The sequence below is a fragment of the Janthinobacterium sp. MP5059B genome (assembly GCF_001758645.1).
GTDB lineage: Bacteria > Pseudomonadota > Gammaproteobacteria > Burkholderiales > Burkholderiaceae_D > Janthinobacterium > Janthinobacterium lividum.
Map to the genome: position 1 here is coordinate 14,162 of NZ_LRHX01000023.1, position 12,988 is coordinate 27,149.

The window sequence follows — 12,988 nt, forward strand, 5'->3', positions numbered from 1 at the left end:
GTTGCATTTGAGAAATTGCTGCTAGAAATAAAAACCGGCCAGTAACGGCCGGTTTCTGTCTTACTGCATGAACATCATGCAGCGCTAGGACGCTTCGGTCCCGCGGCTTTCTTTGGCGCCGGCAGCAGGGTCAAGCTGACACCCGGTACGCGGTCGCCCTGCAGCACGGCCACAAACGTCATCAGCTCGTCGCGGCGGAAAGCGTGCACCGCCACCTTGGCGCCGACGGCGTAGCGGCCCAGCAAGGTGTCCAGGCTGGTGCCCGTCACGCGCAAGCCATCGATGGCCACCAGCACGTCGCCCGCCGACAGGCCGGCCACGTGGGCAGCGCCGCCCTGGTGCACCTGCGCCAGCTTGGCATCGTTGCCGTCGCGGCCCAGGTTGACGTCGAGGCTGGCTTTTTCCGCCTTGCGCGCATCGCTGTATTTCACGCCGAACGGCGCCAGCAGGCGCGCCAGCGGCACGTCGTCCGTGCCGCGGATGTAGCGCTCGAAGAACGGCTTCATGCGCGTGCCGGCAATCTCATCGAACAGGGCTTCGACTTCCGCCGGCGTCACGCCGCGCGCTTTGCCCTTGTAGAAATCGCGGCCATAGCGCTGCCACAAGGCCTGCATCACGTCATCCAGCGACTTTGCGCCGTTCGTCTTGCTGCGGATCGTCAGGTCGAAGGCCAGCGCGATCAGCGAACCCTTGGTGTAGTAGCTGACGATGGCATTCGGCGCGTTCTCATCCTGGCGGTAGTACTTGCCCCAGGCGTCGAAACTGGAATCTGCCACGCTTTGCTTGGTGCGGCCGCTGCCGCGCAAGACGCTGTTGACGGTTTTCCCGAGCAGCTTGAAATAGGCTGCCTCGTCGATCAGGCCCGCGCGCACCAGCATCAGGTCATCGTAATAGCTGGTGAAGCCTTCGAACAGCCACAGCAGCGGCGAATAGCTTTCCGCCTGCAGGTTGTACGGCGCAAAGGCGGCCGGCTTGATGCGCTTGACGTTCCAGGTGTGGAAGTACTCGTGGCTGCACAGGCCCAGGAATTTCAGGTAGCCGTCGCCGATCTCCGTGCTGGTCGACGCCGTCGTCGGCAGGTCCGCGCGCGCGCAGATCAGCGCCGTCGAGGCGCGGTGTTCCAGGCCGCCGTAACCGTCGCCGACGGCCATGGTCATGAACACATAGCGGTCCATCGGCGCCTTCTTGGTCTTCGGCTCGAAGAAGGCGATCTGTGTTTCGCAGATGGCTTTCAGGTCGCGGCACAGACGGTCCAGGTCCAGGTTCGGCACCTTGCCCGTGACGACGATATCGTGCGGCACGCCATGCGCGGTAAAGGTGGCCAGCGCGAAGTCGCCCATCTCCACCGGGTGGTCGATCAGCTCATCGTAGTTGGCCGCCTGGTAGCTGCCGAAGCCATAGCGCTTCGCTTTCAGTTCCGGCAAGGTGGTGGCCACCTTCCAGGTCTTGCAGGCCGCATCCTTCGGCTGCACGATGTGCACTTCATGCGGCTCGGCCTCCTGGCCCAGCACGCGCAGGAACACGCTGGTGCCGTTGAAGAAGCCGTGATTCTGGTCCAGGTGGGCGGCGCGCACGGACAAGTCCCAGGCATACACGTCGTATTCCACCGTCAACGGGCCTTTGCACGGAGCGGCTTGCCACGAGTGCTTGTCCAATTTGGTCAGCACCACGGCCTTGCCCTCGGACTCGGCGCGGATGCTGACGATGTTGCGCGAAAATTCGCGGATCATGTAGCTGCCCGGAATCCAGGCCGGCAAGGACAAGACCTGGCCGATGGCGGCCGGCGACTTGACTGTCAACGTCACCTTGAACATGTGGCCGGCCAGGTCGGCAGCGGCGATGCTGTAGATGATGCCGGCGGCCGGTGTGGTTTTCACTGCGGTTTTCGCTACGGCTTTGCTTGTGGCTTTGCCGCTTGCCTTGGCTCCCGCCTTGGCGGTGATTTTTTGAATCGGTGCTTTCTTCATGTTTTCCTCGTGTCTGGCATGGATGTTCTACAATCGCCCGGGTGCGCCAGGCACCGGCGACAAATCGTCAGGTGTATCAATATCGCGCAAGATGCCGCTATCGTCCACTGTCACTTCGCATACGGCATGACTGTTGACGATGCTGCGCGCGCCCTGGTCGCCATCGAGCGCCAGCAGCAGCGGCAAGTGAAAGGCGCTGAAGGCGACAGGATTGCCGCGCCGGCCCTGGAACACGGGCACGGCGATGTGCGCGCCATCGCCGATGGCTTGCGACAAGGCAGAGATTGTAGCCGCTTCCACCCAGGGCATGTCGCCCAGGGCGATCAGCCAGCCCGGCGCGCCGCGCACGTAATCGATGGCGCAGGTAAGCGATGCGGCCATGCCCGTGTCGGCGTCATGGCAGACGCGCACCTCGCAGCCCAGCGCACCGAGCACGCGCGCCACCTGCGTATCGTCGGCACGCACCACGGCCAGCACGCGCGGCAAGGCCGCCAGCATGGCTTTTGCGGCAGCCGCCACCACCGGCAAGCCCACATGCGGGCCTTCGGCCAGCGGCTGCAATAATTTATTCTGCACGCCGGAAGGGTCGAACCTGCGCCCCCTTCCAGCTGCCAGCAAGATGCCGACCGTACTCAAAAAACCACTGCCGTCATGCGGCCGCCAGGTCGAATGGCAGCTTGCGCAGGCGCTTGCCCGTCAGCGCGAACAGCGCATTGGCGAATGCGGGCGCCAATGGCGGCACGCCCGGTTCGCCCATGCCCGTTGGCGCGTCGCCCGATGGCACCAGGTGCACCTCGATCACCGGCATGTCTTGCATGCGCGGTACGGGGTAATCGCCGAAGTTCTGCTGCTCCACCACGCCATCCTTGAGCGTGATGGCCGCACCGGGGATGGTCATGCCCAGCGCCATCAGCGCGGCTCCCTGTACTTGCGCCTCGATCGTCAAGGGGTTGACAGCCAGGTTGCAATGCACGCCGGCCCATACCTGGTGCAGCTTGGGCGCGCCTTCCACCACGGAAGCCGTCACCACGTAGGCGACGACGGAATTGAACGATTCATGCATGGCCACGCCCCAGGCCTGCCCTTTCGGCAGCTTCTTCTTGCCATAGCCGGACTTGGCCACGGCCAGGTCCAGCGCGGCGATGTGGCGCGTGTGCCTGGCGTCGATCAGCTGCTTGCGGTAGGCGACGGGATCCATCTTCGCCACGTGCGCCGCCTCGTCGATCAGGGTTTCCATGACGAAGGCTGTATGCGTCGAACCGACGGAGCGCCACCACAGCACGGGCACGTTCGCCTTGGCCGTGTGCACGGACAGCTTCATCGGCAGGGTGTACGGCTCGCCCATGCCTTCGACCATGGTGCCATCGACGCCATTTTTCACCATGAAGGCTTCGAATGGCGTGCCGGCCATGATGGACTGGCCCACGATGGTGTGGTCCCAGGCGAGGATTTTCCCTTTGGCGTCGAGACCGATCTGCGCGCGGTGCACATGCGACGGCCGGTAGTAGCCGCCCTTGATGTCATCCTCGCGGCTCCACATCAGCTTTAAGGGGCCGCTCTTGCCCGCCGCCCTGTATGCCTTGGCGACGTTGACGGCTTCGACCACATAATCGGACGAGGGCACGGCGCGCCGGCCAAAGCCGCCGCCAGCCATCATGGTGTGCAGCGTCACCTGCCCGGGTTTCAGGCCGGAAGTAGCCGCGATGGCCGCCTGGTCGCCGGTCTGGAATTGCGAGCCCACCCACATCGTGCATTTGTCCGCTTGCAGGTCGACGACGCAGTTGAGCGGCTCCATCGGCGCGTGCGCCAGGTAGGGGAACTCGTACACGGCTTCGATCTTTTTCGGCGCCTTGGCCAGCTTGCCCATGTCGGCAGGTTTGGCGATGGTGCCCGGCGTTTTCGCCAGCGCCTTGAAAGCGGCCAGCTGCTTGTCGCTGCTGACCTTTTCCACGGCGCTCGTATCCCACTCGATCACCAGCGCGTCGCGTCCCTGCTTGGCTGGCCAGTAGCCGTCGGCGATGACGGCCACGCCGCTGCCGCCACGATCGGTCTTCACTTCCAGCACCTCGAGCACGCCCTTGATGGCTTTCGCCTTGCTGGCGTCGAATTTCGCCACCTTGGCGCCAAACACGGGCGGGCGCGCCACCATGGCCACTTTCGCGCCGGGCGGCTTGAAATCGATGCCGAACTGCTGTTTCCCCGTGGACTTGGCGGCCGCGTCGAGGCGTTTCACGGGTTTGCCGATGATGACAAATTCGCGCGGGTCTTTCAGCTTGACGGAGGTAGGCACGGGTTGGCGCATGGCCGCGTCGGCAAACTCGCCATACGTCGCCTTTTGTCCGCCAGGGCCATACAGCACGCCCTTGGCGGCACGCACCTGGTCGGGACTGACTTTCCACTGCGCGGCAGCGGCGCCCACCAGCATGGCGCGCGCCTTGGCGCCGATTTCGCGGTACTGCGTAAACGAGTGGGCGATGCTGCCCGAACCGCCCGTCATCTGCATGCCGTAGGCGGCATCCTTGTACTGCTCGCCGGCCGGCGCCAGGGCGCCGTGCACCAGGCTCCAGTCGGCGTCGAGTTCCTCGGCGATCAGCATGGGCAAGCTCGTTTGCACGCCCTGGCCGAATTCCAGCCGGTTCACCTGCACCGTCACCGAGTTATCGGGAGCGATGTGCAAGAAGGCGTTCGGCGCATACACGGGCTTGGCGGGCGCGGCATCGGCCGCCTGCGCCAGCTTGCCTGCGCCGGGCATGAAAAAGCCCAGCATCAAGCCGCCGCCGGCCGCCGCGCCGGCCTTCATGAAACCGCGCCGCGACACGCCATCGGCAACGGCCACCGGCGCCGATGCCAGCGCCGCGCCCAGGGTCACCCCGCCATGCTGCAATGCTTCCTGATTCAACCATTCGATACGCATGTCGCTCTCCTCAGGCCAGGGTCTTGGCCGCGTCCTTGATGGCTGCGCGGATCCGTTGATAGGTGCCGCAGCGGCAGATATTGCCGCTCATGGCGCCGTCGATGTCGGCATCGCTGGGCGCCTTGTTGGTGCGCAGCAGCGCCGTGGCGCTCATCACCTGGCCGCTTTGACAGTAGCCGCATTGCGGCACGTCGTGGCGTACCCATGCCGCCTGCACGACCTTGCCCACCTGGTCGTTTTCCATCGCTTCGATGGTGGTGATCTTTTGCGCGCCCACCGAGGAAATCGGCGTGATGCAGGAGCGGATAGGCTGGCCGTCGAGGTGCACCGTGCAGGCCCCGCACAGGGCCGCGCCGCAACCGAATTTGGTGCCCGTCATATTCAGGTTATCGCGCAGCGCCCACAGGATGGGCGTGGAAGGATCGGCGTCGACCTGCGTGTCGCGTCCGTTGATATTCAAGGTAATCATCTGCTGCTTCCCCTTTTTTGGATTGTTATGGCGTCTACGAACAACACTTGATGATACGACAGCGGAAAAAAGTGCAAAAAAAAGCGCGCCTTGCGAGGGCGCGCCGTCCAGCCTTCCTGGCGACAGCCCGGATTACTTAATGGTCGAGAATTTCTGTTCCAGCGTTTTCGCATCGACCGCGCCCGGAATGCGGCTGCCGTCGGCAAAGAAGATGGCTGGCGTGCCCGAGACGCGCAATTGCTGGCCCAGGGCCAGGATTTTTTCATGCGGGTTGGCGCAAGTGGCGGCCACCGTGGCCGGCGCCTTGCCGTTCAACATCCAGTCATCCCAGGCCTTGTTGCGGTCCGGCGCGCACCAGACATTGCGCGACTTGACGATGGAGTCGGGCGACAGGATGTTGTACATGAAGGTGTAGACGGTGACGTTGTCGATTTCCTTCAGCGCGTTCTGGCGGAAACGCTTGCAATAGCCGCAGTTCGGGTCTTCGAACACGGCAATCACGCGCTTGCCATTGCCCTTGACGGTCTTCATGGCGGAATCGAGCGGCAAGTCGGAGAACTTGATGCGATTGACTTCGTCCAGGCGCACCTTGGTCAGGTCTTGCGACGTCTTGGCGTCGAAGACGTGGCCGACGAACAGGTATTGCGCGGCTTTGTCCGTGTACAGGATGTCGCCGCCCGTGCGCACTTCGTACAGGCCGCCGTATGGGGTTTCCTTGACCGAATCGACCTTGGCGCCTTCGCCCAGGCGCGGCTCGATCAGCTTTTTGATGTTCGCTTCCGTCGGCGTTTCCGCGCCGGCGCACGACATCATCAGGCCCGAGGCCAGTACCAATGCGATTCTGCTCATTTTTATCACTATCACTTCTCCACTTGAAACGCCTGGCGGGACTGGCCTCTGGCCCGGCATAGTTATCTCTTTGACAAAACGATCGCCGCAGACCAGCTGCGGCGACCTTGAATTTTCACACCTGCCATTATCCGGCGATATCTTAAGATTCGCTGATACTTACTGATGTCCCAATGCGTGCGCAATCATTTTCCGCTTCAGGGCCGGCAATTTATCCAGCAAGTTTAATCCCAAATTGCGAACCACGCGCAACGGTTCCAGATCGGCGCCAAATAATCGCGCCAGGCCATCGGTCGCCAGCTGCATCAACAGCACGTCTTCCTTGCGCGCGCGCGCATAGCGGGCCAGCACGCGTTCGTCGCCGATGCCGCGGTGCACTTCGCGTTCGCTGATCGTCTTGACCAGCTGCGCCACGTCGGCAAAACCCAGGTTCATGCCGTGGCCCGCCATCGGATGCACCACGTGGGCGGCGTCGCCCACCAGGGCCACGCGCGGCGCCACCATGGCGTGCGGGCGCATCAGGGTCAATGGGAAGGCGCGCACCAGCTCCGGCTGCAACGGCGTGAGCTTGCCCAACTTGTCGTGGCAATAGGCGGCCAGGCGCGCGGCCAGGGCGTCGGCCGATTCGGCCATCAAGGTATCGGCCAGCGCATCGGGCGCCGACCAGACCAGCGAAACGCGGTCCCCTGGCAGCGGCAGCAAGGCGACGATGCCTTCGCTGCCCGTGAACCACTGGTGGGCGGCGCCATGGTGCGGCTTTTCGCAGGCGAAGTTGCTGACCACGCCGCGCTGGCCATACGAGCGGTAATCGAGTCCGATATCGCACTGGCCCCGCACCCACGATTGGGCGCCATCTGCGCCCACTACCAATGCGCAAGTGATGGTGTCGCCGCCATCGAGGTGCACGATGGCCGAATCATTCGTCCATTCCAGGCGGCTGGCCCGGCCCTGCAGCACGCTGACGTTCGGCGCGAACTTGAGGGCGGCGTCCAGCGCCTGGCCCAGGTTGCGGTCTTCGATGATCCACGCCAGCGTGCCCACATGGGCGCCGTAGGCGTCGAAACCGAGTCCGCCCGCCTGCGCGCCATCGCCTTTGACCAGCATGGCGTCAACGGGCGCCACCCTGTCGGCCGCGAGCGCGCCCCACACCTTCAGCGACGACAGCAACTGGTGCGCCGTATTATTGAGCGCATACACGCGCACGTCCCAGCTGGCTTCGACCGGCTTGGCAGCCGAAGCGGGGGCGGGCGCGCTCACCGGCGATAGCAGGGTGACGCTTTGTCCTGCCTGGGCAAACGCCAGCGCCGTGGTTTTCGCGATGGCGCCATTGCCGACGATGCAAACGTCGCTGTGGCTGTGCATGAAGCGCCGCATGGTAGGGGGAGTGGGACTGTTCATGCGGCCATTATAGCGTTTGCCCCACCCTTTTCAGATAGTCCGGAAGTACAGGACGCGTGCCCCAGATCAAGCGGCGCCATGAAAGACGGGCAGCACGTGGTCCGCGATCTCCTGCATCGTCTCGGCCAGCGGGCGGCGGTTCTGCCGCAGCTGCAGGCCGATATGCCGCACGCCGGCCGCGCGCATGGCGTGCAGCTCCGCGATCAGGCCCTCACGCCCCGTGCGTCCCCCGAAGCGGAAGCGCTGCAGCGGCAGGCTCGGATCCTCGTCCAGGTCCAGGTGGATGAAGCTGACATACGGCTTGTTCTCTCCGGCCACGGCGCGCCATTGCGCCGAGCGCCGCGCATGGTCGTCCGGCGTGCCCGGATAGGCGAGCCATCCATCCATCTGCGCGCCGATCCACGCAGGCGACTGCTGCGCCAGCCCCGCCACCAGCAGGGGCAAGGGCGCGGCTGGCTTGGGCAGCAAACGGACGCCTGGCGGCAGACGCGTCTCGCCCCAGTCACGCAGCATGGCGACCTGTTCGCGGAAGGCCGCGCCGCGCCCGTCGAAATCGCGGCCGAACACGGGATACTCGACGGGCCGGTCGCCGCTGGCCACGCCCAATAGCAAACGCCCGCCACTCAACTGGTCCACGCTGGCCGCCGCTTTTAGCGTCAGCACGGGCTCGCGCAGCGGCAGCACCACGGCGGCCGTGCCCAGCAAGATGTTCCCGGTGATGCCGGCCAGGTAGCCAAGATAGGTAAACACCTCGAAGACCTGGGCCGCGTCGCCGAACGACGGGTCGTACAAAGGCACGTCGCGCAGCCACAGGGCCCTGAAACCGAGGCGGTCGGCCAGCTTCGCCAGCGCCGCGTGCTGTTTCAGGTCCGGTTCGCCCGGCATGCGGCCGGAGACCGCATTCGCCTGGCGCCCCGTGGACGACCAGTCATTATCGAGCGGCAGTTCCAGGCCGATGCTGAAACCGCCCTGCCCCAGCTTTGTCATGGCGCCCATCTCAATCCCACTGCGGCGCCAGGCCGTCCGGGTTAGCCAGGCGTTCGCCCCGTTCCAGGGTCGCCATCTGCGCCATCTCGTCCGGCGACAGGGTGATGCGCTGGAAATGCAGGTTCGCTTCCAGGTTGGCACGTTTCGTCGACGAGGGGATCACGGCAAAGCCCTGCTGCAGCGACCAGCTCAAGGCCACTTGCGCCGGCGTCACGCCGTGCTTCGCGGCGATGGCGGCGATCACGGGGTCCGCCATCACCTTGCCATAGGCGAGCGGCATGTAGGCCGTGATGTGGATGCCCTGGCTGCGCACAAAATCGATGACCTTGCGGTTTTGCAGGAACGGATGGATCTCGATCTGCTGCGTGGCGATTTCCGCCGCACCCACCGTATCGATGGCTTGCTGCAGCTGCGCATTCGTAAAATTCGATACGCCGATGGCCTTGGTCAGCCCCTGCGCCTTGGCCTCCGCCAGCGCCGCCATGTATTCGGCGACGGGAATCGCGTCCTGCGGCGACGGCCAGTGGATCAGCGTTAAATCCAGCTGCTCCAGCTGCAGCTTGTGCAGGCTGTCTTTCAAGCTGGGAATGAGTTTTTCGCGCCGCAAGCTCTCGATCCAGATCTTGGTCGTGACGAACAGCTCATCGCGCGGGACGGGGCTGGCGGCGATGGCCTGGCCCACTTCGGCTTCATTGCCGTAGATTTGCGCCGTGTCGATATGGCGGTAGCCGACGTCCAGGCCCGTGGCGACGGAATCGATGACGACCTGTCCCTGCAGGCGGAAAGTGCCCAGGCCGATTTCAGGGATGGCGGTGTGATGGGTGGTGGCGTTCATGCGGTAATCCTCTCAAGTCAGTAACGATGACCACACTATGCGCCCAACCTTTGTTGAGAAAAATACCGTTTATATCAAATCATATTTGACCCGCAGGCAAGTAATGTGTTGCCTATGCAGAAAATCGGGGGAAAGTCACAGCCGGCTCTTGCATTCCCGTTTTGGTCTGCTATAATTCGCCACCTTGGCCTGGTAGCTCAGTCGGTAGAGCAGAGGATTGAAAATCCTTGTGTCGGTGGTTCGATTCCGCCCCGGGCCACCAAGAATTCGTTTTACATTCAAAAACGCCACCTTCGGGTGGCGTTTTTGTTTGTGGACTGCGCCAATTCACCGCAGCATCCCCCTTTTCCGGCCGCATGCCGGCATCCTCCCCTCATCCGATACGGTATTTCCCCTCCAGCGCATGGCCCGGCGGCCTGACGCGAGACGCCAGTACCCCGATACCGGCAGATATTCCCCACGGGAAACATGTTAAAATTAAATAAACATTAACACCGGCATCAAGGATGATGAAAATGAAAAAATGGTTCTTGCTGGCTGCCACCAGCGCACTTGCCGGCATGGGCACGGCACAGGCCACGCAAGTGGCAGAGCAAGTGAAAAGCCCATCGAGCGCAACGCCTCAGGAACAGAAGAGTGCCGTCCTCCACAGGCCATGGGAACGAAAGGTGGAGGGGGAGAAATTTTCCATGGAGATGCTCGACAGCGACCGCCTCGATCCGGCGTATCCAGGCTTGCCGCTGGGCGCGGTCATCGAGGCAGTCAAAAAATTTGTGCGCGAGAAAAAGGGGGAGTTTGAATCGACGGCTGACTACAAGCGCAGAATGGCGGCAGCGCTGAACGAAAAAGTGGTGGCGGATTCGAGCTTGAATGATGCACTGGCCTTTGTTGTTTCCGTCAAAAAAGACGGAGCATATTCCGTTGGCATTGGGTACGATTTCAATGCGGATACGGGAAAAGTGAAGCTGTATGTCTTTCCCCGCACACGAGACTTGAATGGCATCGGCGCGCCTGACTATGACATCAACAAGCCTTCCTATAAAGGACTGGACCAATTTGACTTGAGTTCCAAATTGAACTCGAAAGGCCGTTATAAAGGACGCAGCACCTATCGCGGCTACTATCCCATTGAAGAAACGTACACATCCACGATGGGCGTTGCCGTCAATCGCATCCCATTCCTGGATATTGACCGGGGCTACACCCAATACATAAAACCTGCATTCCAGTTTACGCTGGAAAATGCCGTCGCGGCAAAAGAATTGCCGGTCTTGAAGGCGATGATCGTGATGCAGCTGGCATCGCCTTACATTGCCTACGACTACAAGTCGTCCGATTCAACACCACAACAAATCGACGTGACTACGACAGATAGAGTATTTCTTACTGGGAATATCTTGGGCATCGTTTTTTACTCCGGCATCACTGGCGAAATCCTGGGGCGATTACCAGCGTCATTTGGCCTGCCTGCTGCCAGGCAAGCCACGAATGAGAGAAGCGCGCCCGCAGCGCAGTAATGGCAACTGTCCAGATACCGGCCTAGCCTTGCATCTCCCCGTGCCTTGCTTGCGCCGGGTAACAGAATTTGCCGCGCCAATAAAAACGCCAACCTTCGGGTTGGCGTTTTTATTGAATCGAGCAAGGCTGCCGGCTGCGGCCAGCCCCGTCGTTCTTACCACATCAAATCATCGGGAATCTGGAACGCCGCATACGGATCGTCCTCGTCCACTTCCGTGCTGGCCTGCTTGACGCGCACGACGATGGCGGGGTCGCGTTCGGCGATCTTGTCGGCGATGATGCGCGGCACCAGTTCCACGGCGCCGCCCAGGCAGATGATCACCAGGCGGCCCGCCACCAGGTGGGCCTGCACAGCCGCCGTCACGTAGATGCGCTCGATCTTGTTGTTGAACGTGAAGTTATACGGCACGTCGCCGTTGTTGCCCTTGCTCTGGCGGTTCTTTTGCACCATTTGCGCGATCTGCGCCACGATGGCCTTCTGGTTGGCGGCCGCGTCGCGCTGGGCGTTCAGTTCGCGCGCGCGTTCCGCGTTCTTGCGCTGGGTCTCGAGCGCGGCCAGGCGCACTTCGTCGACGCTTTGCGTGCCGCTCTTGCGCTCGTCCTTTTTTTGCTTGCTCTTGTCCTGGTTGGCCAGTTTGACCTTCTTCTTGTCGACCAGGCCGGCCTTTAAAAACTGCTCTTGCAACGAGACCATAACTACTCCGTATTGAGGGTGCGCCGGCCAAGGCAGCGGCATCGGCCGGTGGAAAGTCGCTAGCATAGCAAAAAACAGGGGGGCTGCCGCCGCAAGATGGCTGCCCGGGGCAGCCGGCAGGTTCCTGGCGCCGGCCAGTAACAAAAAGACACACTCGATTGCAAATTTTGTTGATAAATGTCATATAGTTAGTTACGTTCTGCATATCGGCATTGCCTGCCGGTTGCACGTCCCCTTCCACTGACTGCGTCTACAAGGATTTGCCATGAAACAATTATTCGCCCTCTGCATCGCCGCCGCGTTTGCCAGTACCGCCTTTGCCGCCGCGCCGGAAGCGGCGCCCGCCGCCAAGACGGCCCAACAGTCAAAAATGACGACCTGCAATGCGGACGCCGCCGGCAAGAAAGGCGATGAGCGCAAGGCGTTCATGAAGGAATGCCTGAGCGCCAAGCCGGCGCCGGCCATGACGCAGCAAAACAAGATGAAGGCATGCAATGTCGACGCCAAGGACATGAAGGGCGATGCCCGCAAGGCTTTCATGAAAGAATGCCTGAGCGCGCCGAAAAAATAAGCGCCTCGTCTGCTTGCCCCACAACGCCAGCATCATGCTGGCGTTTTTTTTCACGGCGATGCGTAGGCCTGCATGAGCCGGTCAAGGAAACCGAACAGCTTGCCATTCATGGCCTGCCAGTCGTGGGTGCGCAGGGTCGCTGGCTGCTGCACGAAGCGGTGCGACTCCAGCGTGGCCAGTTCCGTTTCTGAAGCGGCGATCAGCAGGTCGACCACCTCCGGCGTGAACTCCATATGGCACTGGAATCCGTACACCAGATTGCCGTATTCGACGATCTGGCGGGGGCAGCCTTCGCTGTGGGCGATGACCTTCGCGCTGTCAGTCAGGCCCGGCATGTCGCTATGCCAATGTCCGGTCTCCAGGACATCGCCGAAATGGGCGAACTTGTCGTTCGCCTGTCCTTCTCGCGTCAGCATGATGGGGAACTTGCCGATCTCCTTTTCAGGGCTGTGCGCATGGCGCGCTCCCAGGGCCGCGCCGATCAGCTGCGCCCCCAGGCAGACGCCGACGACCGCCTTGCCCGCCGCGGCACATGCGGCGATCAAGGCCTGTTCGGCGGCGGCGTCGAAATGCGGGCATTCCTCGCGCGTCGTCGACGGCGACTGCGGTCCGCCCATGACGACCAGCAGGTCGATGCCCGCGATGGACGGGGGCAGCGGTTCATGGGCGTGGACGCGGGAATACGTGGCCGCGTAGCCGCGCTCGCGTACCCATGTCTCGTAGGCGCCAGGCGCCTCGAACGCTTCATGCACGATGAAATGGACTTTCATGATGTTCCCTTTCTGT

The 12,988-nt window shown here is 62.6% G+C and carries 12 protein-coding genes and 1 tRNA gene; 3 read left to right on the plus strand and 10 right to left on the minus strand.

Features of this window, described 5'->3' with window-relative positions:
* Window positions 1-74: 74 nt before the first annotated feature.
* The 8 genes from JAB1_RS27700 to dkgB form a co-directional block, all read right to left on the minus strand.
* Window positions 75-1,877, minus strand: coding sequence for a M61 family metallopeptidase (locus JAB1_RS27700; protein WP_070283038.1), 1,803 nt, complete (start codon window positions 1,875-1,877; stop codon window positions 75-77).
* Window positions 1,878-1,994: 117 nt separating this feature from the next.
* Window positions 1,995-2,603 carry a nucleotidyltransferase family protein gene (locus tag JAB1_RS27705; protein WP_070282856.1) on the minus strand — a complete coding sequence of 203 codons (609 nt, stop codon included), beginning with the start codon at window positions 2,601-2,603 and terminating at the stop codon, window positions 1,995-1,997.
* A 13-nt stretch (window positions 2,604-2,616) separates the two neighbouring features.
* Window positions 2,617-4,881, minus strand: a complete 2,265-nt coding sequence (locus JAB1_RS27710; RefSeq protein WP_070282858.1) for a xanthine dehydrogenase family protein molybdopterin-binding subunit — start codon at window positions 4,879-4,881, stop codon at window positions 2,617-2,619.
* Between the two features lie 10 nt (window positions 4,882-4,891).
* On the minus strand, window positions 4,892-5,350 hold the full coding sequence (locus JAB1_RS27715) for a (2Fe-2S)-binding protein (RefSeq protein WP_070282860.1): 459 nt from the start codon (window positions 5,348-5,350) through the stop codon (window positions 4,892-4,894).
* A gap of 132 nt (window positions 5,351-5,482) precedes the next feature.
* Entirely contained in the window at window positions 5,483-6,199 is a 717-nt protein-coding gene (locus JAB1_RS27720) for a DsbC family protein (RefSeq protein WP_034785648.1), read from the minus strand.
* 159 nt (window positions 6,200-6,358) lie between these two features.
* Window positions 6,359-7,597 carry an FAD-dependent monooxygenase gene (locus JAB1_RS27725; protein ID WP_070282862.1) on the minus strand — a complete coding sequence of 413 codons (1,239 nt, stop codon included), beginning with the start codon at window positions 7,595-7,597 and terminating at the stop codon, window positions 6,359-6,361.
* A 66-nt stretch (window positions 7,598-7,663) separates the two neighbouring features.
* Window positions 7,664-8,593, minus strand: coding sequence for an LLM class oxidoreductase (locus JAB1_RS27730; RefSeq protein WP_070282864.1), 930 nt, complete (start codon window positions 8,591-8,593; stop codon window positions 7,664-7,666).
* 1 nt (window position 8,594) lies between these two features.
* Window positions 8,595-9,419: a 2,5-didehydrogluconate reductase DkgB gene (gene dkgB, locus JAB1_RS27735; protein WP_070282866.1), complete on the minus strand. Its 825-nt coding sequence runs from the start codon at window positions 9,417-9,419 to the stop codon at window positions 8,595-8,597.
* Between the two features lie 186 nt (window positions 9,420-9,605).
* Between dkgB and JAB1_RS27740 the strand changes: the two genes are divergently transcribed.
* Window positions 9,606-9,681 (plus strand) — tRNA-Phe (locus JAB1_RS27740).
* Window positions 9,682-9,934: 253 nt separating this feature from the next.
* Entirely contained in the window at window positions 9,935-10,936 is a 1,002-nt protein-coding gene (locus JAB1_RS27745; RefSeq protein WP_139144709.1) for a hypothetical protein, read from the plus strand.
* Window positions 10,937-11,091: 155 nt separating this feature from the next.
* Here JAB1_RS27745 and JAB1_RS27750 read toward each other — a convergent pair whose 3' ends face one another.
* On the minus strand, window positions 11,092-11,631 hold the full coding sequence (locus JAB1_RS27750) for a DUF2058 domain-containing protein (RefSeq protein WP_034784389.1): 540 nt from the start codon (window positions 11,629-11,631) through the stop codon (window positions 11,092-11,094).
* Between the two features lie 265 nt (window positions 11,632-11,896).
* On the opposite strand from JAB1_RS27750, the gene JAB1_RS27755 reads away from it, so the two are divergent.
* Window positions 11,897-12,202 carry a PsiF family protein gene (locus JAB1_RS27755; protein ID WP_034784390.1) on the plus strand — a complete coding sequence of 102 codons (306 nt, stop codon included), beginning with the start codon at window positions 11,897-11,899 and terminating at the stop codon, window positions 12,200-12,202.
* 50 nt (window positions 12,203-12,252) lie between these two features.
* Here JAB1_RS27755 and JAB1_RS27760 read toward each other — a convergent pair whose 3' ends face one another.
* On the minus strand, window positions 12,253-12,972 hold the full coding sequence (locus JAB1_RS27760; protein WP_034784391.1) for a glutamine amidotransferase: 720 nt from the start codon (window positions 12,970-12,972) through the stop codon (window positions 12,253-12,255).
* Between the last annotated feature and the right edge of the window lie 16 nt (window positions 12,973-12,988).